Source organism: Actinospica durhamensis (assembly GCF_018139695.1).
GTDB lineage: Bacteria > Actinomycetota > Actinomycetes > Streptomycetales > Catenulisporaceae > Actinospica > Actinospica durhamensis.
Map to the genome: position 1 here is coordinate 1 of NZ_JAGSOG010000151.1, position 21,503 is coordinate 21,503.

18 protein-coding genes and 2 pseudogenes are annotated in these 21,503 nt (G+C 70.2%); 10 read left to right on the plus strand and 10 right to left on the minus strand.

Annotated features, from left to right (window positions below; translation table 11 throughout):
- On the minus strand, nt 1-1,394 hold a 1,394-nt coding region (locus KDL01_RS25195), incomplete at its 3' end, for a helix-turn-helix domain-containing protein (RefSeq protein WP_212531075.1).
- A 231-nt stretch (nt 1,395-1,625) separates the two neighbouring features.
- Between KDL01_RS25195 and KDL01_RS25200 the strand changes: the two genes are divergently transcribed.
- Nucleotides 1,626-2,582 (plus strand): helix-turn-helix domain-containing protein, encoded by a 957-nt coding sequence (locus KDL01_RS25200; protein ID WP_212531076.1) that lies wholly within the window; start codon nt 1,626-1,628, stop codon nt 2,580-2,582.
- A 33-nt stretch (nt 2,583-2,615) separates the two neighbouring features.
- Here KDL01_RS25200 and KDL01_RS43750 read toward each other — a convergent pair whose 3' ends face one another.
- Nucleotides 2,616-3,680, minus strand: a complete 1,065-nt coding sequence (locus tag KDL01_RS43750; RefSeq protein ID WP_438801985.1) for an IPT/TIG domain-containing protein — start codon at nt 3,678-3,680, stop codon at nt 2,616-2,618.
- Nucleotides 3,681-3,689: 9 nt separating this feature from the next.
- A pseudogene (locus KDL01_RS46820) lies at nt 3,690-4,112 on the minus strand (IPT/TIG domain-containing protein); the annotation flags it as partial.
- A 724-nt stretch (nt 4,113-4,836) separates the two neighbouring features.
- On the opposite strand from KDL01_RS46820, the gene KDL01_RS25210 reads away from it, so the two are divergent.
- The gene (locus KDL01_RS25210) at nt 4,837-5,577 is read left to right on the plus strand and encodes an IPT/TIG domain-containing protein (protein ID WP_212531078.1); all 741 of its coding nucleotides are present in this window, start codon (nt 4,837-4,839) and stop codon (nt 5,575-5,577) included.
- On the opposite strand, the gene KDL01_RS25215 is transcribed toward KDL01_RS25210, so the two are convergent.
- From KDL01_RS25215 to KDL01_RS25225, 3 genes are all read right to left on the minus strand, one after another.
- The gene (locus tag KDL01_RS25215; RefSeq protein WP_246576963.1) at nt 5,578-6,066 is read right to left on the minus strand and encodes an Ig-like domain-containing protein; all 489 of its coding nucleotides are present in this window, start codon (nt 6,064-6,066) and stop codon (nt 5,578-5,580) included.
- A 191-nt stretch (nt 6,067-6,257) separates the two neighbouring features.
- A complete protein-coding gene (locus tag KDL01_RS25220; protein WP_212531079.1) occupies nt 6,258-7,274 on the minus strand; it encodes a GNAT family N-acetyltransferase in 1,017 nt (338 codons plus the stop codon).
- 140 nt (nt 7,275-7,414) lie between these two features.
- The gene (locus KDL01_RS25225) at nt 7,415-7,975 is read right to left on the minus strand and encodes a TetR/AcrR family transcriptional regulator (RefSeq protein ID WP_212531092.1); all 561 of its coding nucleotides are present in this window, start codon (nt 7,973-7,975) and stop codon (nt 7,415-7,417) included.
- Between the two features lie 44 nt (nt 7,976-8,019).
- Between KDL01_RS25225 and KDL01_RS25230 the strand changes: the two are divergent.
- Nucleotides 8,020-8,268 (plus strand): annotated as a pseudogene (locus KDL01_RS25230) (SDR family oxidoreductase); the annotation flags it as partial.
- A 59-nt stretch (nt 8,269-8,327) separates the two neighbouring features.
- Here the strand turns inward: KDL01_RS25230 and KDL01_RS25235 are convergent.
- On the minus strand, nt 8,328-9,773 hold the full coding sequence (locus KDL01_RS25235; protein ID WP_212531080.1) for an MFS transporter: 1,446 nt from the start codon (nt 9,771-9,773) through the stop codon (nt 8,328-8,330).
- A 265-nt stretch (nt 9,774-10,038) separates the two neighbouring features.
- Here KDL01_RS25235 and KDL01_RS25240 point away from each other — a divergent pair, with 265 nt between their 5' ends.
- Together KDL01_RS25240 and KDL01_RS25245 are read left to right on the plus strand one after the other, a co-directional pair.
- Nucleotides 10,039-10,602 (plus strand): dihydrofolate reductase family protein, encoded by a 564-nt coding sequence (locus KDL01_RS25240; RefSeq protein ID WP_212531081.1) that lies wholly within the window; start codon nt 10,039-10,041, stop codon nt 10,600-10,602.
- Nucleotides 10,603-11,005: 403 nt separating this feature from the next.
- Nucleotides 11,006-11,668: a Type 1 glutamine amidotransferase-like domain-containing protein gene (locus KDL01_RS25245; protein WP_212531082.1), complete on the plus strand. Its 663-nt coding sequence runs from the start codon at nt 11,006-11,008 to the stop codon at nt 11,666-11,668.
- A gap of 136 nt (nt 11,669-11,804) precedes the next feature.
- Here the strand turns inward: KDL01_RS25245 and KDL01_RS25250 are convergent, their stop codons facing one another.
- Both KDL01_RS25250 and KDL01_RS25255 read right to left on the minus strand, forming a co-directional pair.
- Nucleotides 11,805-12,905 carry a GntR family transcriptional regulator gene (locus tag KDL01_RS25250; protein WP_212531083.1) on the minus strand — a complete coding sequence of 367 codons (1,101 nt, stop codon included), beginning with the start codon at nt 12,903-12,905 and terminating at the stop codon, nt 11,805-11,807.
- Between the two features lie 284 nt (nt 12,906-13,189).
- The gene (locus tag KDL01_RS25255; protein WP_212531084.1) at nt 13,190-14,704 is read right to left on the minus strand and encodes a GGDEF domain-containing protein; all 1,515 of its coding nucleotides are present in this window, start codon (nt 14,702-14,704) and stop codon (nt 13,190-13,192) included.
- Between the two features lie 202 nt (nt 14,705-14,906).
- Between KDL01_RS25255 and KDL01_RS25260 the strand changes: the two genes are divergently transcribed.
- Both KDL01_RS25260 and KDL01_RS25265 read left to right on the plus strand, forming a co-directional pair.
- Nucleotides 14,907-15,149, plus strand: coding sequence for a hypothetical protein (locus KDL01_RS25260; protein ID WP_212531085.1), 243 nt, complete (start codon nt 14,907-14,909; stop codon nt 15,147-15,149).
- Nucleotides 15,150-15,174: 25 nt separating this feature from the next.
- Entirely contained in the window at nt 15,175-17,142 is a 1,968-nt protein-coding gene (locus KDL01_RS25265; RefSeq protein WP_212531086.1) for a M13 family metallopeptidase, read from the plus strand.
- A gap of 66 nt (nt 17,143-17,208) precedes the next feature.
- Here KDL01_RS25265 and KDL01_RS25270 read toward each other — a convergent pair whose 3' ends face one another.
- Complete coding sequence (locus KDL01_RS25270; RefSeq protein ID WP_212531087.1) at nt 17,209-17,787, minus strand: GNAT family N-acetyltransferase; 579 nt, start codon at nt 17,785-17,787, stop codon at nt 17,209-17,211.
- Between the two features lie 96 nt (nt 17,788-17,883).
- On the opposite strand from KDL01_RS25270, the gene KDL01_RS25275 reads away from it, so the two are divergent.
- The 3 genes from KDL01_RS25275 (at nt 17,884) to KDL01_RS25285 (ending at nt 21,245) form a co-directional block, all read left to right on the plus strand.
- Nucleotides 17,884-18,651 (plus strand): phosphatase PAP2 family protein, encoded by a 768-nt coding sequence (locus tag KDL01_RS25275; RefSeq protein WP_212531088.1) that lies wholly within the window; start codon nt 17,884-17,886, stop codon nt 18,649-18,651.
- A gap of 141 nt (nt 18,652-18,792) precedes the next feature.
- Nucleotides 18,793-20,298 carry a bifunctional phosphatase PAP2/diacylglycerol kinase family protein gene (locus KDL01_RS25280; RefSeq protein ID WP_212531089.1) on the plus strand — a complete coding sequence of 502 codons (1,506 nt, stop codon included), beginning with the start codon at nt 18,793-18,795 and terminating at the stop codon, nt 20,296-20,298.
- Nucleotides 20,295-21,245 carry a YihY/virulence factor BrkB family protein gene (locus tag KDL01_RS25285; protein ID WP_212531090.1) on the plus strand — a complete coding sequence of 317 codons (951 nt, stop codon included), beginning with the start codon at nt 20,295-20,297 and terminating at the stop codon, nt 21,243-21,245. Before KDL01_RS25280 ends, KDL01_RS25285 begins: the two co-directional genes overlap by 4 nt.
- The last annotated feature ends 258 nt before the right edge of the window (nt 21,246-21,503 follow it).

Here is a 21,503-nt window from a genome sequence, read left to right on the forward strand (position 1 = left end):
CCCTCACACCCCGCAGCCGGGCCGCCCCCGTCGAACAGGAACCAGCGGCCTGCCACGGCGGCCACCTCCAACAGCCAGCCGGTCATCCGGTCGAAGCAGAGGTCTCGTTCGGCCTGCGACTCCTCCTCGCCGAGTCGGCGACCGGCGAACAGGCGGATGAGATCATGGAACGCGTAGCGCTCCGCGGTCCGCTGCTCCAAGAGGCTCAGTTCGTACAGTTCATCGAGGGCGTCCTCGGCGGCGTCCAGGGAATCGTCGGCGAGAACGGCGGCGAGTTCCAGCGAGAAGTCCGGGCCCGGAACCAGGGACAGCCGCCGGCACAATGCGCGGGCGGAGTCCGTGAGCTGCTCGTAGGACAGGGCGAAGGCCGCCGTGATACGCACGTCCCCCGCTCGCAGGTGTTCCAGCCGCCGCTTCTCGTCCGCCAGCCGCGCCACGAGATCCCCCGTGCTCCACGCGGGTCGGGTGAGCAGGCGGTTGCCGGCGATCCGCAGCGCGAGCGGCAGGTGCCCGCACAGGTCGGCCACGGCTTCGAGGGCCTCTTCCGGCTGTGGCCGGTACGGCCCGGATTCCGCACCGGCGGCGTCGCGGTCGGCAAGGATGCTCGCCAGCAGAGCCGCGGAGTCGGACGCCTGCAGCGGAGCCAGGGGCAGCCGGCTCACCCCCTCCAGTCCCGTGAGCAGGCGGCGGCTGGTCAGCAGCACCGTGCCCGCCCCGGTATCGGGCAGCAGGGGCCGCACCTGCGCCTCGTCAGCCGCGTTGTCCAACAGGAGCAGGAGCGCGCGTTCACGCAGCAACGCCCGGTACTGGGCGCCGCGCTCGTCGAGATCCTGGGCGATCTCGCGCTCCCGCACCCCCAGCGCGCGCAGCAGGCGCGTCAATACAGCTCCCGGTTCCAAGGGCTGACTGTCCAGACCCCGCAGATCCAGGTACATTTGGCCGTCGGGGAAGCGCTCGCGCATCATGCGGGCGGCGTGGACGGCCAGAGCGGTCTTGCCGATGCCGCCCTGGCCGGAGAGCAGGACGGTGCTGGGACGGTCCGGATCCGTCCCGTGGGCACCGGCGGAGGTCAGAGCACTGAGCGCGGCCAGTTCGCTCGTGCGGCCGGTGAAGTGGGTGACAGCCCGCGGCAGGGCGCAGGGAGTGGCTGCCTCGGCCGGGGGGCGCGGCCGCCCGGCCCGAGCCAACGCGGACAGGCGTTCGCGGCCAGCACCGTCCAGATCCAAGGCCCGGCTCAGCGCGGCCACGGTGCGGTGCTGGGGGCCGCGGCTGCGGCCGCGCTCCAGCTCGCTGATCGCCCGGTCCGTCAGACCGGATCTGGCGGCCAGTCCCTCGATGGTCAGTCCTGCCGCGTGGCGCAGTCGGCGCAGCTCCGTCGCGAAAGTCGGTTCCACAGGCATGTCCTTCACTCGGCACTTTTTCGTGTCGTTCTTCGTGGCCGGACCAGGGGTGCCGGCATTTGACTGGCACCCACGAGCCAGACCCTTCCGGGGTTCTGCGCGCGAGACCTCACACCCCGCAGCGGGCACGCGGCTGAATCGGACGCTCCTGGTTGATTATCACAACCATGAAACGCGAGGCCCGGCCCATCAGCATGCGGACCCGACGGACGCCGGAGTACGACCATGGCTGTGATCATCGATACCGACCTCCAGAAGGCAGGGCGCCGGGCCGAGGCGCTGCGCTCACTGATCGCGCAGACGAGCGCACCTCACGACGTGCGCTTCACAGATCCCGACGACCAGGTCAACGCACGGATCGAGGCGTGGGAACTGGGACCCGACGTCACGCTGATCCAGTACCGGGGCAGCGGAGCCGTCCACACGCGCGACGAACGACACCTGCGCCAGGTGGGTCCGGACCGGGTGGCCCTGCTCGTACACCAGGGTCGCTCCGGCTCACTCGCGCAGCACCCGCAAGGGCGCTCGCCGCGTCCCGGCGGCCTCTACGCGACAGCGGTCAACTCCCGCTACGCGTACACCCGCAACGGAAGCGGAACGGTGCACGTCATGCTGATCGAACGCGACCGACTGGGCGTGTCGGTCGAATCTGTTCAGGACTCTGCGGCCCGGCTGGCGCTCAGCCCCCTGTACGACCTGATGCGCGACCATCTGCAGACGCTGTGCCGCGACGTCGAGGAGATCGACTCATCCGGGCAAGGGGCGGCCGTGGGCTTCTCCACGGCCGAACTGGCCCGAAGCCTCCTGATGACCTCCCGGGAGCGCCCGGCCCGGGAGGCAGTCGAGAACTACCTCCTGGAACGGATCGTCCGCCATATCCACGAGCACTGCCTGGACCCGCAGATCACCCCGGAGCGCATCGCACGCGACCACGCCATCTCCCGACGCCTGCTCTACAAGATCTGGTCGGGCCAGCCCAGGTCCATCGTCGCCACCATCATGGACCTGCGCCTGGCCGCGGCGGAGCGCCAGCTGCGCAGTTCCAAGAACATTTCGATCGCCGCTCTCGCCGCGCACTGCGGTTTCCTCGACGCCGCCCACTTCAGCCGCCGATTCACCCAGTCGTACGGAACCCCGCCTTCGCAATGGCGGGCCGCCCTGCTGGAGAACGCGCTGGGATAGCGTCCCCACGTGTCCGCAGCCACATGGTCCGGCTCACACGCTCGGGCCGGCGAGCAGCTGGTAGGTGGCGGTGTTGCTGACCCCGCCCGGCCCCGACGCGGTGACGGCGACCGGGCCGGGGGCGCCGCCCGGGTTGGTGGCCACGAGTTCGGTGTCTGAGATGGCGACGAACGGCGCTGCGATGGCGCCGAAAAGGACCGTCTTGGTCAGTCCGAGATCGCTGCCGGTGATGGTGACCGCAGCTCCACCGCTTGCCGGGCCCTGAGATGGGCTGAGGGCACTGATGACCGGGAGCGCGACGTAGGTGTAGGACGGGTTGCCCGCTCCCGGCAGACTCGTGCCGCCCGGCGTGGTTACCGTGACCGTCACGGTCCCGGTGCCGCTCGGGGCGTGGGCGGTGATCTGGTTGTCCGAGACGACCGTGACCGCGGTGGCCGCGCCGGCTCCGAAATGCACGGCCGTGGCAAGCGTCAGGCCGGTGCCGGTGATAGTGACGGTATTACCGCCGACGACCGGCCCCGTGGCAGGGGCGACGACGGCGACAGTCGGCAGTGGAAGGTAGTAGTACAACACTCCGTTGCTGGTGCCACCGGGGGTGACGACCGTGACTTCGACCGGCGCCACGGGTGCGGCAGGTGCGGTGGCGGTGATCTGGGTGCTGCTGACCACGGTGAACGGCGCGAAGACCGACCCGAACGACACCCCGGTGGCGCCGGTGAATCCGGTCCCCGTGATCGTGACCGTGTTCCCACCCGTACTCGGACCCTGCGCCGGACTCAGCGCGCTCACCACCGGCGCGGCCACGTAGGAGTACGTCACACCGCTGCTCGTCCCGCCCGGCGTCGTCACCGTCAGCGACACTGAACCTGATCCCGCCGGAGCCGTCGCAGCGATCTGCGTACCGCTCACCACGGTGAACGACGCAGAAGCCGCACCGAACAACACGGCACTGACACCCGTGAATCCGGCCCCCGTGATCGTGACGGTGTTCCCGCCCGTACTCGGACCCTGCGCCGGACCGATGCTGCTGACGACCGGCACGGCCAGATACGCAAAGGTCGCACCGTTACTGGCCCCACCGGGCGTTGTCACCGTCACCGATACCGAACCGGAGCCGGCCGGAGCCGTCGCAGTGATCTGCGTACCGCTCACCACGGTGAACGACGCCGACGCGGAACCGAACAACACGGCACTGACGCCCGCGAACCCGGTCCCGGTGATCGTGACAGCCGTGCCCCCGGCAGTCGGGCCTTGAACCGGGCTGATGCTGCTGATGACTGGCGCTGCCACATACGAGTAGCTCGCGCCGTTGCTCGTCGCACCCGGCGCGGTCACCGTCACGGTCACCGAACCCGAGCCGGCCGGAGCCGTCGTCGTGATCTTCGTGCTGCTGACCACGACGAACGACGCCGAGACCGACCCGAACAACACCCCGGTGGCACCCGTGAACCCGGTACCGGTGATCGTGACAGCCGTGCCCCCGGCAGTGGGGCCTTGGACCGGGCTGATGCTGCTGATGACTGGCGCCATTGAGACTCCTTCCACGCTCCTTGCTGCCGGCAGAAGGGCTCTGGTCGCGACGGGCTCCGGGTGCTGGCCCGCAGCGCCTTTTCTCGAACCGGCTGCCGCTCTCCCCGGGAAATGAACGGCCCGAGGTCAGCTACTTTCAGTAACCCCCGCAGGTCATCGCCCCGCAATAGTCCCGACCCGAAACCACTCTTTCGAGTCCCGGGCCACAACCTGCGGCGCACACGGCCTGGGCGTTTTCCTCGTCGAGATGAGACCTTCACCGGCCACCGGCCACCGGCTTCGCCCGAAGGGGTGATTTCGGGTCAGGACCCTTGCGGCGGGATGACCTGCGCAGCTTACTGATAGTAGCCAAACCGGTGGGCCACCCGCCTCTCCAGGGGAGCGACGGTCGGCTCGTTTGTCAGTCCTTTACGACGGTCGGGCCGCGCGTCGCAGGGGCGCCCCTCCCCGATTCCTGGACCAGGGTTCTGCTGCCGGGCCCACCACGCCACCACGCCTTGCCCGGGCGGACGTGGCCGAGACTCGACGAGCTCGTACCCGAGCACCGCCGCGGCCGCTCGAACGGCCCGGTCACCGCCGCGCGCAGCGCTCGACCGCCGCCGCCCTTCCGATTCCGATACTCGAGGCCGAAGCACACCACATCGGCCCGCCTCGACGCGGCCGGCGGCGGCAACCGACCTGCTGACCTCCGAGTCGCATCAACCAAGTGCAAGGGAGCAGCGCTATGCCGATTTCGCCGAACCAGGGATCCACCGGCGGCGGGACCGTCGTCACCATCACCGGCGTCAACCTCTCGGGCGCGACCGCCGTGACGTTCGGCACCAAGCCGGGCACCATCACCGCCAACACACCCACCTTCATCACGGTGATCTCGCCCTCGGGCAGCGGGACCGTCAACGTGACCGTGACCACGCCGGGCGGCACGAGCAACCCGCTGGCGTTCTACTACGTGGGGGCGCCGTTCAAGGCCACTCTCAGCTCGAGCTCCGGACCGGAAGCCGGCGGCAACACCGTGACCATCGCCGGCACCGGACTGTCCACCGCCACCAGTGTCGCGTTCGGCGCCAACAGCGCGACGCCGACCGTGGTGTCCGACAGCGTGATCAGTGTCGTCGTCCCCGCAGGCGCCACCGGGTCGGTCGGGGTGACCGTCACCACCGTCGGCGGCAGCAACAACGGGCTCTCATACACCTACGTGACCGCTCCCACGGCCACCTCCACCACCCCCGACGCCGGTCCGACCTCCGGCGGCACCGCGGTGACGGTCACCGGCAACGGCCTCACCACCACCCAGTCGGTCACCGTAGGCGGCACCGTCGCGCCGTTCGCGGTCATCAGTGACACTGAAGTATCCCTCGTCACCCCGCCCGGAACCGCCGGCGCGGCCGACGTGGTGCTCACCACGACCGGTGGCAGTGCCACCCTCATCGGCGGCTTCACGTACACGGCCGGCCCCGGAATCTGATCAGTGACGGCCTCCGGGCGAGCTGCTCCCGAAATCGTTGTAGATGTTGTAGATATTGTTGATGTTGCCGACGTTGTCGATCCTGATGTTGATCAAGCTGTTGCAGGTCAGGAGGCAGAGCCCGGACGTCGGCGCGGGGGGTGCCGGTGCGGCGGTCACGTCGACCGTGGTCGTACCGTTCGAAGCGTCGCAGTTGTCGTTGCCGTTGTACGCGGCGGTGATCGTGTGAGTGCCGGTCGAGGTGAAGCCGGCCTGGTAGCTCGCCGTCCCGTCCGTTCCCACGGCGACGGTGGTCAGGAGGTTCGAGCCGTCGAAGAAGGTCACGCCCAGGCCGCCGCTCGGGTCTCCCGCACAGGTCACCGTCGCGGTCAGATCCACCGATTGCCCCGTGGTCGCCGTCGAGGGCGACGCTTGAACCGTCGTGCCCGAAGACACCGCCGCCGCGGCCGGTGAGGCGATGGCCACCACGGCCACGGCGGCGAAGGCCAACGTTTCCCAGGCTTTGCGCTTGTGGCAACTCTGCAAGGTCACCCGCTCCTCGGTCCATCGAAGTCGTTCACCACATTCGTCGCAAATCAACCTACGACGTTAACTCCGATTCCGGAGAGCCTGTGGTGCGATGAGCCCGTCCATGTCAGTGAATTCACTCGAATGGACCACGAGGAGAACTCGACCTGGGCTCAACTCCCCAACCGTGCGGCCAGATCGTCGACCGCCACCTCGAAGTGCCCCAACCCTCGCGCGTCGGTGTAGCCGATCGAGTGGTTCACGGCGATCATGTAGCTGTTGTCCGCCGCGGTCGTGGTCGCCACCTGCTCCACCTCGGGCCGCTCCGCCATCAGACGGCGCATCATCTCCGCCTTGATCGCCCGGCCGAGTCCGTGGCCGCGGTGGACCTTCAGCACGGCGGTGTCGATCTGCTGGGCGAGTTCGGGCGCCGAGGGCCGCACGACGATCTCGGTGAAACCGGCGACCTCGCCGGTGGCCTCGTGGACGGCGATGGCGATCCGGTAGTCCTGCCCGGACGCGGCGAACGAGGCCTCATCCTCGCGGATGCGCTCCGGCGTCCACTCCATCTCCTCCCAGTCCGAGGCCTGGGCCGGCTTGTCCGCGATGGCGTTGCGCGCCACGGTGTAGGAGGCCATGAGTTCCTCGGGCGCCGCACCCGACCAGCCCTGCAGCCGGTACCCGTCCGGCGCGGGAACGTCCCACAGGGCGCGGTCGACCGAGGGGACCTCGAGCGTCTGCATCAGCCCGGGGAGAGTGCAGACCGCGCCGAGTTCCACGGCGAAGCGCTCGCCGTCGGACCCGTCGGTGGTGACGTTCATCGCCATGACGCGCGTGCGGCCGGCCGCCTGGACCGCCGGGAGGACCGCCTTCAGGAACGCGGTGCCGATGCCCTCGCGGCGACGGCCGAGGTCGACTTCGAGGGAGACGAACGCCGTTTCCGTGTTCTCCTGCTCGGGGAACGACACCGTCCCGAAGCCGACCAGGCGGCCGGAATCGTCGCGGGCCAGCCAGAAGTTGCGGCGGGCCAGGGCCGCGGCGTCCTGCTTCGTCATCAGCTCGAGCGTGGTCGCCAGTGTGGGCAGCGGGGATCCGACCCGGTCGACCGCGTGCATACGCGCCCGCATTTCGGCGATCGCCGCGTAATCCGCGTCGGTTGCCGTACTCGAATCGAACGGTGCGAACTCCACGTCGGCAGCCCCTACCCAGAGATGACAAGAGGCGCACAGCCTGTCCGAGAAGTCAGGGCACGTCAACCGAATTGTCCACGGCCGGACGTCACAAGGTGTTTCTACCCGAAACGTTCCAGTAGGCCGGGACCGGCGGCTGGTCAGTCGTCGGCCGCGGGCCACGCGGACAGGGAGATCCGTGCCGTCTGGGTGAGTTCGGCTGCCGTGGCGCCGTCGCGGGCGCGCTGTGACATGCCCTGGATGACGGTTGCGAAGTAGCCTGCGAGGGCGGCGGGGTCGGCGGTGGAGGGTAGCTCGCCCTCGTTCTTCGCGGCGTGCAGGCGTGTCTCGAAGGCGGCCAGGTTCGTGTTGCGCAGGTCGCGGAGGAACTGTGCGACGTCCGCGTCCTGGAGGGTGACGTTGGTGGCGGCGCTGATGGTCAGACAGCCGGGTGGGTGGCCGGGGTCGGGGTAGATGAGTGCCGCTTCGCGCAGGATGCGCCCGAAGGCGGCCTTGGCGGTGGGCTCCTGGGCCAGCGCGTCGGCGACGAACGCGCCGGCCGGTGCGCGCCCGTAAGCGTGCACGGCCTCTTTGAACAGGGTCTTCTTGTCGCCGAACGCGGCGTAGAGGCTGCCGGGCCTGATGCCCATCGCCGCGGTGAGATCGCCGATGGAGGTCGCCTCGTAGCCGCGCTCCCAGAACAGCCGGGTCGCGGCCTGCAGCGCGCCGTCGCGCTCGAAGCTCGGCGGCCGCCCGCGCCTGGTGCACCCTCAACCTCGCCAGGCAACTGGGCCCACGCGGCATCACCGTGAACTCGGTGGCGCCCGGCATCGTCGACACCGACGTCAACGCGGGCTGGCTGCGCGGCAACCCGCGGGCCCGAGCGCACGCGGCATCGCTCGCCGCGCTCGGGAGGGTCGCAGAGCCCGAAGACATCGTCGCGTTCCTCGCCTCCGACGACGCCCGCTGGGTGACCGGGCGGGTCATCGACGCCACCGGCGGCGCGGGACTGTAGGCCACCACCGCGGATGCCATCGCGTCGGCAGAAGCCGTGCGCGGCCATACGTCCGCTGGCTAGCGGGCGCGGGCGGCGAGCAGCGGCGGCGAGTCCCATGCGGGCTCCACACCGCCGCGCCACCGCTCGAGCGCGGGCTGCGGGGGGCGCACGCCGCCGAGCCGGTAGAGGCCGACCGCGACCGACGCGCCCAGGATCGAGATCCCGAAGCAGATCCACAGGGCGGTGCGCGTGCCCGCGGCCGGGTCAGAGCCGACGACCTGGGCGACGCGTAGCAGGATGGGAGCGACCATGAAGGCGGCGACCGCCCGGACCAGCTCGATCAGCGCGAACACGCGCTGAATGCTGCTGGAGCGCAACGAGAATCCGGCGATGAACAGCGCCGGGACGACGGACGCGCCCACGCCGATGCCGATCAGCCCCGAGCCCACGGCGACCAGCGGGCCCGTGGGCGGCGACGCACCGTTGACCACCAGGATCCCGATGGCCAGCACGAGCATTCCGGTCAACGCGTAGTAGTGCAGCAGCCGCGTCTTGAAGACGATCCCGAACATGATCGCGGTGAGCACCGCGCCGGCGAACTCGGGCAGGTAGAGCAGGCCCAGGTGCAGCGGCGAGTACCGGCCGGTCAGCACGACCCCGGTCAGCGCGATCGCCGAGACGGACGCGGCCGCAGCGCACACGGCGGCCGTGATCCCGGCGATCGGAAAAGTACTGACCAGGCCTTTCACGCACAGCAGCGGCCGTGCGCTGGTGTATTCGTGCACCACCAGAGCCACGATCAGCGCCAGTCCGCCGAGCAGCGGGATCCACACCCCGGGGCTGCGGAAGGAGTGGGTGAGCAGTTCCGAGGCGCCGTAGAACGCTGCGACGCAGCCGACCAGCGAAAGACCGATCGCCAGCGGATCGCGCGGGGCGTCCGGATTGGCGGGCGGATCGTCCTCGAACGTCAGCAGGGACAGGACCAGGGCCGCGGCCGCGATGCCCGCGATGATCCAGAACAGCGGCCGCCAGCCGTGCGCGTTCGCCTGGATCCCGCCAACCACGGGACCGAGCGCGACCGCGCCGAAGATGCACATGTTCATGATCATCGCCGTCTCGCGCATCCGCTCCAGCGAATACCCCAGAATCAGCGGCGGGACGGCCGCGATCAGCAGCAGGCTGGTGCACAGGCCCTGCAGTACGTGTCCGACGATGAACATCGCCGGGCCGGTCGCCGCCGCGGCCAGCACGGAGCCGATCACCAGCAGGCAGCCGTAGATCAACAGCATCCTGCGCTGCGGCCGGTGCTGGGCGAGCTGCACCGCGAGGATCGTGCCCACCGCGTAACCGGCGTTCGCCAGGCCCGCGGCCAGGCCGACCGTCTGCACGCTCATCCGCAGCTGGCCGGCGATGATCGGGGTGAGCGAGTTCAAGGCCGCCGACAGGGCCAGGTACGGGACCAGAGCGAGGACGACCATCAGCGCGACCGCGGGATAGTGGCGGGCCAGCGGGCCTTGTCGCATGAAGCGTCGTCTCCTTCGTCAGTCGGGGCGGACCAGCGGCATCGAAACCCAGACGCGGCGTCAGCTCAGGGACCGTCACCCGGAAGTGGGCGCGTCACCCGGCCGAACGGAGCATGCTGGACGCCGCCGGATGCGGCGGGTGCGTCGCCGAGCAACACCGCTGCCGCTTGAGCCTGAATGCGTCGAGCGAGCGAAAAACCATCACGAGGCTTCCGCGCCGTGTCGGTCCGTATGCCGAAATGCCGAGTCATGGGAGGCTGACGGAATGCGGAAGCTGACCTTTGGCATGAACGTGAGCCTGGACGGCTACATCGCCACACCCGGTGACGACCTCGGCTGGAGCGTGCCGTCCGATGAGCTGTTCCAGTGGTGGTCCGACCGGGTGGCGGCGACGGGTCTGGCGCTGTACGGGCGCAAACTGTGGGAGACGATGAGCTCTTACTGGCCGACCGCCGACCAGCAGCCCGGCGCCGCGCCGGCGCAGGTCGAGTTCGCCCGCCGCTGGCTGGAGATGCCGAAGGCGGTGTTCTCCTCGACGATCAGCGCAGTCGACTGGAACGCCCGCCTGGTCACCGGCGACGCGGTCGCCGAGATCACCCGGCTCAAGGCCGAGGATGGCGGCCCCATGGACATCGGCGGCGCCACACTCGCCGCAGCGGCCATGCGAGCCGGGCTGATCGACGAGTACGTGCTGGCCACCGCCCCGGTCTTGGTGGGCGGCGGCACACCGTTCTTCACGGCCCTGGACAACTGGGTGAACCTCACCCTGGTCGAGACCCGGACGTTTGCCGACGGCGTGGTCCTGACCAGGTACGAGACCAGGCACTGAGCCAGGACGTCGAATCGGCGGCGCCCGGCCTCCTCGAGCTGCCCGGAGAGCTGGCGCGCGAGTTGGATGGTCCACCGGTGATTCTCCCGGGCCAGACGCACGATGTGCCGCGAGCACGGCCCGACCAGGCCAGGCGATCTCCGGCCTCGGGTTCCAAGGTCTTATTCGCACCGCGCCCTCGACTGTGCGTGGGAGATCGGCCAACGCGCGGGGCGGTCGCGTAGTACCGTACGCCGATCTCGTATGGGTGCAGCCCCTTTGCAGCGAGGAGTCACGCATCACCCTGGTGTCAGTACCGCATGACACACTGCGAACGACCTGGGCCGACCCCGGGCCGCCCGCGCCGCCACGGCGGGACACAGCACCTATCCGCAGGGACGATGACCCCTGCGCTGGAGGCATCGTGAAGCTGCTCCTCACCTCCGCCGGAGTGAAGAACCCCAGCATCCGCCAGGCCATGGTCGACCTCCTGGGCAAGCCCGTCGAGGAGGCCGACGCCCTGTGCATCCCCACCGCCGGCTACGGACACCCCACGGGGAGCCCGGCCGGAGCCTGGCGCTTCATCACCGGGCGGTCCACCACCCCGATGTGTGAGCTCGGCTGGAAATCCATGGGCGTCCTGGAGCTCACCGCCCTGCCCAGCATCGGTGCGGAGCGCTGGCTGCCCTGGGTCCAGCAGGCCGACGTGCTGCTCGCCAACGGCGGTGACGCGCTGTATCTGTGCCACTGGATGCGCGAGTCCGGCCTGGCGGAACTGGTCCCGTCCCTCCACGAGAAGGTATGGGTGGGACTGAGCGCCGGCAGCATGGTGATGGCGCCCCGCATCGGGCAGGAATTCGTCGGCTGGAAATCGCCCGCCGGCAACGACGAGACCCTGGGCCTCGTCGACTTCTCCATCTTCCCGCACCTCGACCACCCGGCTTTGCCGGAGAACACCATGGCCGACGCCGAACGCTGGGCGGCCGCCCTGCCGAACCCGGCCTACGCCATCGACGACGACACCGCGATCAAGGTCGTCGACGGAGTCGTCGAGATCGTATCCGAGGGCCACTGGCGACTGTTCTGAACGGCCACGGACCACCCTTTGGCGCAGCTCTCGACGAAGGCCAGCGGGTTACGCTGGCCGCGTTCCGGGGGACGAAGGCCTCGGCTGCCGGGTCGTCGTAGAAACCCACGCCTGTGCAGGACATATCAAGCAGTCATCAACCACCCGAGAGGCCACTCGACGAGCCAATGGTGTGTGGCGTTCGGACCGATTGCCGCAGGGCGTCGATCCCTCCCGCCACGTATCGACCGAGCCAGGCCGTGACGAGCCCATCGCTGATGCCGAGCTGGGCCGCGACCTCCTCGACCGTCGCCTCTTCGCCGGCGAGGATGATGCGAGCGCGCGTGGCCAGGTGCCGCTCACGTGCCGCGGGCCGCAGCCATGACTCGAGCGCTACCCGGTCATGAGTGCCGAGATGGACACCCGGGAGCCGAGCCTGCGACCGGCCCGGGGTGCCGGCACCGCGGCCGTACGTTGTGGTGGCAGGCTGGGACGTGAGCAGCGCTTGATCGTCGAATATGCGGAAGACCGTACGCAGCAGAACCAGCCCGTCGGGGTTGCTGATGGTGCGCTCGACGTGAACGTGTGCGGCGGGACGTGGGTCGCGCGGCGCCGCATGGCGCACGGGGTGTGGCAGGGCTTGGACGCGGTCGGTCTGTCGCGCGTCAGGGAAGTGCGTCTGCAGCCAGCCGAGCACCGAGCCGAGACGCGGGTCCACGCCACGCGGCCGAATCGACGCGACCTGCTCGTCGCCGCGCACCCTTTCCACCGCCTCGGCCAGCGGTGGCACGAGCTCGACAAGTCGGCGATGGAAGGAGGAGACCGACCTCTGCCCCACGCACCCGCCGCGGCAGTACACCCAGTGCCGGTAGACCAGGGATTCGTGTCCCGCGTCCTCGCCGGCATCCCTTCCCGCCTCGGTGAGCAGGCCGGTGCTGCGCACCACGGGCGTGCGCAGCAGCAGGCCGGGGAAGTCGTGCCCTTCAGTCGGACCGCCGCGCAGGCCGAGACCCGGCCCGGCGTCGATTCCCAGGACATAGGTACCGAGCCGATCCCGGGTGACGAGCCCGGCCGACTGCAACTGGTCGACCGCGGCACGCACGGTCTGGCGGGTGACGGCGTGATACTCGGCCAGGCCCCGCTCCGAGGGGAGGTTGAACCCCGGTTTGATCTGCCGTGTCTCGATGGAGTGTCGGAGCTTGTCCGCGATGGAGGCGTACAGATGCCTGGGCGGAGCAGGATGAGGTGCGACGGGCATGTGGGTTGCCTTCCGTGGGTCATTGCGCGCTTCAACCGGCGGAGCGAGCACGGCCAGGCTACCCCGGTGGTCTGGACCAATTCAAAACCCAGCGTTTCCATCGGGTAACTCAAGGTGAGACAGAGTTCGCCGATACGGTGGATTTTCGACCCCGAACCCGGCCCCGGTCCGGACCTCGACCCCAGCCCCAGACGCGGTTCGCGCCGTAGCGCACCCGGTTCGCGTGATCGCTCGTCCCAGGCCCGGTCAACGCCTCCCCCACCGCGCTGCCGCGAGTCCCGTGGTCAAGCCTGCGTCCCGTGCGAGCGCTTGGCCTCGAGCATCAGCAGGTCGGCAGTGCGGAACGCCTCCTGCGGGTCCTGGCCCTCAAGCGCGGCCAGGCCCATGGTGAGGGTGACCGGAGTTCCGGGAGCAAGGTCGCTCCAGTCGTTGGCCGCGACGGCCGCGGCCATCCGGCTGGCGATCTCACGGGCTTCGTCCATCGCCGCGCCGGGGAGCACGATCACGAATTCGTCGCCGCCGTAGCGGGCCAGGAAGTCGTCGCTGCGCAGGGTGCGGGAGAGGATCGCGGCGATCTGCTGGAGCACCTCGTCACCGACCAGGTGTCCGTGCACCGTGTTGACCTGCTTGAAGCCGTCGACGTCCGCGACGCCGAGCACGCCGTGCGTGTTGCTCTCGGCGAACTGCGCGACGTGGCGCTCCAGGTATCTGCGGTTGGGCAGGCCGGTCAGTGGATCGGTCTGCGCCTCGTCGGCGTAGCGCCTGCGCAGCTCGTCGAAGTTGAGCCGGGCCGTGATGCCGTCGACGAAGAGGTCGTAGACGCGCTCGGCCCCATGCGCGAGCAGGTAGGCGACTTCGCGGTCGGCGGCGTACGCGGCGGCGTAGTCGCCCTCCGCGACGTGTACCAGGGCCCTGAGTCTCGGAACCTCCGCGGCGCCCAGGCGGCTGTGCACCGTCTGCCCGTTCCTGAGCAGTTCCAGGGCGTCCTGCGGCCGGCCCTGCGCGATCGCGAGCGCCGCCAGCCCCAGTCGGTGCAGCTCGGCGGCTTCGGGGAAGTGCTCGTGGTTCAGGCTCAGCAGCCGGCGCACATCGCCCTCGACGCGGCCGCCGAGGGCCGCGAACCGTGCCATCGCGTAACCGAGGTAGGGCACCTCCACGGGGATCAGCCCGTCGGGTCCGAGCCGGTGGACCAGGTCGCCGAGGATGGCCTTGGCGGCTGCGGTCTCACCGCACTGGTCCAGGTACACCGCCTGGCGCACGCGGATCTCGGGATGCGCCGCGTGCACCCGGTCCCAGTCGGTGCCGAGCCGGCCGATGTGCTCCGCATGCTGGTGCGCGGCGACGGCGTGCCGGTGGAAGCCCACGTAGGAATAGGTGACGGCCATGGAGAGCCAGGGCCGCAGCGCACTGATGTCCAGCGGGACCGCCTCGAGGGCCTGGGCGCCGCGCACCAGGTCGGTGATGCACCGTTCGAGTGAGCCCTCGCGGTACGCGAAGAAGGCCGCCAACGCGTGGAACTCGCCCACATCGGCCGCCCGGGCGTCGTGACCCTGGATGAGCGTCCACGCGGCGTCGATGACCGCCGGACACTCCCGCAGCCGGTCCGCGTTGAGCAGTGTGGAGAGCTTGCCCAACTGCACGCCCAGAATTTCCCGCGGGTCACTCAGCTCGGCCAGCAGCCGGTCGGCGACCTCCACCGCCTCGCTCGGCCGCCCGGCCCAGTTCAGCCGGGAAACCGCGATCCGCGGCTCCGACTCCAGCCCGGAGCCCTGCTCACCGTGCGTTTCCTCACCGCTCATCGTCCCGACCGTCCTCGGCAGACGAAAGCTCGCACACCACCCATCATGAGACGGCCCACTCCCCGGCGCCATGTACGCGCCGGCTCGAGCGCTGGGCCATCCGGGTGAGCCCGAGCCTGAGGGCCCGAGAACCTGCTGCTCGGGTGTAGTCCTTTCGCGCGACGGGAGCGGGAATCCGGGCAGGGCTGGCTCGACCATCCCGGTGCTGCTCGAGGGCACGACCGTGACCGCGCGCCAGGGCGACCACGTGGCACCGGGCCAGACTGCCGCCGACGCCCCGCTCTGGGGGCTGAACGTCCCCACCTCCACGTTCGTCCGTATGAACGGCGGCCGCTACTCCTGCGACGCGACCGGCGCGCCGACCAACTGGGACGGCAAGGGCTCGGTCCCGGTGGGACGCGCGGATCCGCGCCGAAAAAGGATGGCGCATTCACGGCAGGACTAGTAATACTCACAAGGTGACTTCGCACATGACTGATAAGTCCGGTATTGACATACACAATGGCGATCGCGATACGCGCGCGCAGGACGACCTGTTCGCCCACGCGAACGGGCGTTGGCTGGCCGAACACGCCATTCCCGCCGACCGCTCGGAGGACGGCCCGTTCCTCGCGTTGCGCGATCGCGCCGAAGCCGACGTACGGGCGATCATCGAGACGGTCGCAGCTTCGGCGGCGGAGCCGGACAGCGAGGCACGGAAGATCGGTGCTCTCTACGCCAGTTTCATGGACACCGACGCGGTGGCCGCGGCCGGGCTGACGCCGATCGCCGAGGAGTTGGCCGCGGTGCGCTCGGCGACCGACCGCACCGCGCTGGCCGCGCTCATGGGCCGGCTTCAGCGGATCGGCGTGCGCGGCGCCGTCGCCGTGTACGTCATCAACGACGAGAAGGACTCGCAGCGCTACGTCGCCAACTTCATGCAGTCCGGGCTGGGACTGCCTGACGAGTCGTACTACCGCGAAGAGAAGCACGCTGAGATCCGCACCGCCTACGTCGAACACATCGGCCGCATGTTCGCGCTGGCCGGCGTCGACGACGACCAAGCCGTCGTCTTCGAGCTGGAACGCCGGATCGCCGCGGCGCACTGGGACGTGGTGAAGCGCCGTGAAGCCGAACTCGGCTACAACCCGACGCGCTTCGCGGACCTTGCCGCGCACAACCCCGGCTTCCCCTGGGCCGCGTGGGCCTCCGAGGTGGCCGTAGCGCTGCCCGGTGCGCCCGAGACGCGGTTCGTCGATGTCAACGTACGCCAGCCCAGCTTCGTCACCGCGTTCGCGCAGCTGTGGGAAAGCGTGCCGGTCGCGCACTGGCAGAGCTGGCTGACCTGGCAGATCATCAATGCCCGCGCGCCCTATCTGACGGACGCGTTCGTCGAGGAGGACTTCGCCTTCTTCCGCAAGCGGCTCTCGGGCGCCCCCGAGCAGCGCGAGCGCTGGAAGCGCGGCGTCGAGTTGGTCGAAGACCTCCTCGGCGAGGCCGTCGGCAAGCTCTTCGTGGCCGAGCACTTCCCGCCGTCGGCCAAGACGCGGATGGTCGAACTCGTCGAGAACCTCACCGCCGCCTACCGGGCCAACATCACCGCCCTGGAGTGGATGGGGGCGGAGACCAAGCGTGCGGCGCTGGTCAAGCTGGAGAAGTTCACCACCAAGATCGGCTACCCGGACACCTGGCGCGACTACTCCGGCGTCGAGATCGCCGCGGAGGACCTGGTCGGCAACTACCGCAACGGCTTCGCCGCCGAGCACGACCGCAACCTGCGCAAGCTCGGCTCCCCGGTCGATCGCGACGAGTGGTTCATGACTCCGCAGACCGTCAACGCGTACTACAACCCGCGGATGAACGAGATCGTCTTCCCCGCGGCCATCCTGCGACCGCCGTTCTTCGACATGGAGGCCGACGACGCGGCCAACTACGGCGGCATCGGCGCGATCATCGGCCACGAGATCGGACACGGCTTCGACGACCAGGGCGCCAAGTTCGACGGCGACGGCAACCTCGAGGACTGGTGGACCGACGGGGACCGCGCGGAGTTCGGCAAGCGCACCGCGGCCCTGGTCGCGCAGTACGAGGTCCTGTCCCCCGCGGGCCTGCCCGAGCACACGGTCAACGGCGCTCTGACGGTCGGTGAGAACATCGGCGACCTCGGCGGTCTTTCCATCGCCATGGTCGCCTACCGGCTCGCCCTCGGCGACGACCCGGCCCCGGTCCTCGACGGCCTGACCGCGCTCCAGCGTGTGTTCCTCGGCTGGGCGCAGGTGTGGCGGGCCAAGGTCCGCGCCGAGGCGGCCATCCGGCGCTTGGCGACCGACCCCCACTCACCGCCGGAGTTCCGCTGCAACGCGACGGTGCGCAACATCGACGCGTTCTACGAGGCGTTCGACGTGCAGCCCGGCGACGCGCTCTACCTCGAGCCGGAATCGCGCGTCCGGATCTGGTGACCATGACGGCCCGGCCGGCGCGGTGATCCGGAATCCCCAGAATCCCGATCGCAGCGCCGGCTAGCGCTAGGCGGCGGGCGGGCGAGTCCAGCAGAACTGGAGCAGCGTCTCGCCGAACCAGCGGTCGGTCGTCCCCTGATCGACCATGCCGAGGCGTGTCGCGACCGCCTGCGATCTGGTGTTGTCCAGGTCGGTCAGTGCCAGCACCCGGTCCGGGGCGTTCGCCGGCAGCACCGTCAGCAGCGCCGCGGCTGCCTCGGTGGCCAGCCCGCGGCCCTGGAAGTCCGGGTGCAGGTGCCAGCCGACCTCGACCTGGTCGGTCGGGCCGTCGTCGTCGGCCAGCGGGAGCAGCAAGGCGGTGCCGACCGGGGCAGCCGGGCCGTCCTGGGCGGTGGAGCCGCCGTCCAGGGCATCAGGACCGTGCGGAACCATCGCCCACAGGCCGTAGGGCGCTTCGAAGCCGTCGTGGAACTTGCGCCAGCCGAGCAGCCGCTTGCGCGCGTCCTCGATATCGGAGACCGGGCGGCGTGGGTGCGCTCCAAGCCACCGCGCGACCTCGTCGCGCGAGTAGATGTCGAAGAAGGCCGCCACGTCCTGCTCGGCCCACGGCCGCAGGATCATCCGCTCGGTACGCAGCAGTTCCACCGGCGCAGGATACTCCAGGCGGATGCCCGCGCCCCGACTTCCGGATCCCGTGGACACATGGCGTATGAGTGGCCCCGATCCGGCAATGATGGGCTGATGAGTTCTCGCCGACGAATCCCGCGGGCCGTCAGAGGGCGGCTGAGTCCGCGTCTCGCCCTTGTGGTGCTGGTCGCCGTGCCCGCGGCGGTCGCGGTCGGGCTGATCGTGCTGGCGGTCGAGGGCGCATGGTCGCCGCTGCGCCACCTGGACCAGTCCGTTGCGGACGCGCTCCATCGGCAGGCTCTGGGCCATCCTGCGTGGACACACGCGATGGTGGTCGTCTCCGACGTCGGGTCGCCGACGGTGCTGCGCATCGCGACGGCGCTGCTGGTCGTCGGGTTGTGGCTGCGCGGGGCCCGCCGCCTGGCGTTGTGGGCGGCGGCGACCATGATCGGCGGCGCGCTCGTCGACACGGTTCTCAAGAGTGTGGTGGGCCGCGCCCGGCCCGTGTTCGCTCAGCCGGTGGCCACCGCCCCGGGCTTCTCGTTCCCCTCCGGTCACGCGTTCACCGCCACCCTGGCCGCCGGCGTGATCCTGCTGTGCGCGCTGCCGTGGCTGCACCGTGGGTGGGAGAAGGCCGCGGCCTGGGCGGTCGCCGTCCTGGTTCCGCTGGCGGTGGGATACAGCCGGATCGCGCTGGGTGTGCATTGGACCAGCGACGTGGTCGGGGGCTGGCTGCTCGGGGTCGGCCTGCTCGCCGGGACGACGGCCGCGTTCGAGGCCTGGCGGCGCGAACACGCGAGGCCTCGGGTCCATCCCGCGTCGGAAGGCGTCGCCCCCGAGGAGAGCGAGGCCGCCGCGGCCGGCCCGCGTGCAGATACCTGACCACCGCATGAATCGGGTGCCGACGGCAATGCGGTGTGCATGTCTCCCAGAGCGCTCCGCACGGCGCGGGCAGAGCGGGCAGAGCGCGCACGGCGGTACTTCGTATCGTTCGCACTCTCGGTCAGCATCCTGTCGGCGGTCATGATCGCCCTAGGGCTGCTCGTGACGAGAGAACTCCCGCACCTGTGGCCGTTGTCGGCCGAAGACGGGGTCGACCGCTGGTTCGCGGCCCGGCGCGACCGCCTCGCGGACGACGTCTCCGGGTTCTTCAGTACGGCCGCGAACACGGTCGGCGCCGGTGTGCTCACCCTCGCGGCGATCCTGTGGGCCCGCCGGCGATGCGGGCGGTGGACGGAGTCCGCGTTCATCGCGTTCTGCGTCCTCGTCGAACTGAGCGTCTTCCTGATCACGACCTGCTTCGTTCACCGCCCTCGCCCCGCGGTATCCGAACTCGACGTCTCCCCACCCACCTCGAGTTTTCCCTCGGGGCACACCGCCGCCGCCGTCGCCCTGTACGGCGCGGTCGCACTGCTCGTCTATACGGCGACGCGCCGCCGCGCGGCCTGGCTCCTGCTCCTGGTCCCGGTCGCCGTCGGTGGATCGCGCCTGTATCGGGGGATGCATCACCCGAGCGACGTCGCCGCGGGCGCGCTCCTCGGCGGGATGTCGCTCTTCTGCGCGCATCGCGCGGTGCCGCTCACCGAGCGTTCCCGTTCCGCGCCACAGGACGCAGCCGTATTGATCGTCAACGGCTCGAAGGCCGACGACGACACCGCGCGCCACCTGCTCGCGACGTTCAGCCGCTGCTGCGCCGACGCCGGGCTCCCGGCTCCGCGGATGGAGGTGACCCACCAGGCCGGCGAGGGCGCCGCGGCCGCGCGCACGGCCGTGGGCCAGGGCGCCGGCCTGATCGCCGCCTGCGGCGGTGACGGTACCGTCGGCGAGATCGCCGCGGTTCTGGCCGGTACGGACGTTCCCCTGGGCATCGTGCCGCTCGGCACGGGCAATCTGCTGGCGATGAACCTCGGCGTGCCGCGGAACCCGGACGAAGCGATCGGTGTGCTGACGCACGGGGTGGACCGGAGGATCGACGTCGGGCGCTTCGACGGACACGTCTTCCTCGGCATGGCCGGCCTCGGCCTCGACGCCGCCATGGTGCGTGATGCTCCCGACGGCCTGAAGAAGCGCGCCGGTTGGGCCGCGTACGTCGTCGCCGCCGTCAGGAATCTCTCGACACGCCTGACCGGTCTTGTGGTCGAGGTGGACGGCAGGACGGCCCGGTTCCGCGGGGCCGGAATGCTCCTGGTGGGCAACATCGGCCGCCTGCAGGCGGGTTTCGAGCCCCTGCCCGAGGCCGAGGTCGACGACGGGCTGCTCGATGTGGCCGTGGTGGCGCCCTCGGGCCCGTTCGGCTGGCTGCGCGCCGCCTCCGCGCTGCACCGACCGGGACGTCGTCCGAGCGGCGGGCCCGTCCACCGCGACCGCGGCCGGCGCATCAGCATACGTACGCGCCGTCCGGCGCCACGCGAGGCCGACGGAGAAGTACTGCCGGACTCCGCGCGCACCGAGGTCGAGGTGTGGCCGAGGGCTCTGACCGTGCGGCTGCCCGCCGAGCAGGTACCGGCCGCCGCAGAGGTGGCGTCGTGAGCACCGCGACGAAGGTCCCGCAGACCCGTGACCTGTCAGGGGACGAACTGTCCGCCGACGACGCCTGGAGCACGCTCAAGCACACGGGAGTGCGCACGCTGCTGCGCGACTCCTTCATCAGGTTCCGCTACTCCGACGGCTTCAGCCACGCCCGCGCGCTCGCCTTCCAGATCTGTCTGGCCGTCATACCCGCGGTGATCGCGCTGTTCGGCCTGTCCACGACCGTGCACCACGAGGCGCCGGGACAGATCCTCGCGCGCGTGCTGGACCAGATCACGCCCGGCGCGAGCCAGCCGACCGTGCGTGCGGCGCTCGACGGCGCCCAGGCGGACGGCGCCGCCGGCGGAGTCGCGCTCTGGCTGGGGCTGGTGGTCGCGTTCGTCTCGACGACGACCGCGATGGGGCAGATCGAGCGCGGGGCCAACCGGATCTACGGAGTCGAACGCGACCGCCCGTTCCCGCGCAAGTACAGCATGGCAGCCGCGCTGGCGGCGCTCGCCGGCGTGCCCATGGCCTGCGGACTCGTCGTAGTCGTGGCGGGCGGCGCGGTGGGCGACGCGCTCGCCGCCGTCTACCACTGGCCGCACCCGGCCCACCTCGCCTGGATCTGCGCCCGCTGGCCACTCGGGATCGCGCTGGCCGTGATCTCCGCCAGCATCATCTTCCGCAACTCCCCCCGCCGCCGCCAACCCGCCGTCGGCTGGCTGGCGTTCGGCGCCGGGCTCGCACTCCTGCTCTGGGTCGTGTTCACCGCTCTGCTCGCCTGGTACGTCAAGGGCAGCACCACCTTCGGAGCCACCTACGGACCACTGACCGCGATCATGGCCCTGCTCGTGTGGGCGAACCTCACCGCCATCGCGCTCTTCCTCGGACTGGCCGCCGCGGCACAACTCGAAGCCGTGCGCGCGGGCGTTCTCCCACCGATCAAACCGGACCCGGGCGCGTGAACCCGTCATCCTGTCCACGGTCCGAGGGCAGCTCGCTGCGTCAAAGATTTAATTAGCGGAAAATAGGCTCGGCCGCACTACCCTGAACATATGACAGCAGGCTGGGTGATTCTGCCGAAACCCCGTACAGTGAGCATCCGCCAACGGTTCGGTGCTGTTCAGGTGGGGTGGCGTGAGCGAGCGTGTTCGTGCTCGTGCATGTCGGGCGCGGCTGTCAAGGCCGTAGATCATCCGGCGATCGGGGCGCGGGTTCGTTGA

Coding starts and splice junctions, on each gene's coding strand:
- KDL01_RS25200 (WP_212531076.1), top strand. CDS start 1,626: ATGGCTGTGATCATCGATACCGACCTCCAGAAGGCAGGGCGCCGGGCC.
- KDL01_RS25210 (WP_212531078.1), top strand. CDS start 4,837: ATGCCGATTTCGCCGAACCAGGGATCCACCGGCGGCGGGACCGTCGTC.
- KDL01_RS25235 (WP_212531080.1), bottom strand. CDS start 9,773: ATGCGACAAGGCCCGCTGGCCCGCCACTATCCCGCGGTCGCGCTGATG.
- KDL01_RS25240 (WP_212531081.1), top strand. CDS start 10,039: ATGCGGAAGCTGACCTTTGGCATGAACGTGAGCCTGGACGGCTACATC.
- KDL01_RS25250 (WP_212531083.1), bottom strand. CDS start 12,905: ATGCCCGTCGCACCTCATCCTGCTCCGCCCAGGCATCTGTACGCCTCC.
- KDL01_RS25255 (WP_212531084.1), bottom strand. CDS start 14,704: ATGAGCGGTGAGGAAACGCACGGTGAGCAGGGCTCCGGGCTGGAGTCG.
- KDL01_RS25265 (WP_212531086.1), top strand. CDS start 15,175: ATGACTGATAAGTCCGGTATTGACATACACAATGGCGATCGCGATACG.
- KDL01_RS25275 (WP_212531088.1), top strand. CDS start 17,884: ATGAGTTCTCGCCGACGAATCCCGCGGGCCGTCAGAGGGCGGCTGAGT.
- KDL01_RS25280 (WP_212531089.1), top strand. CDS start 18,793: ATGATCGCCCTAGGGCTGCTCGTGACGAGAGAACTCCCGCACCTGTGG.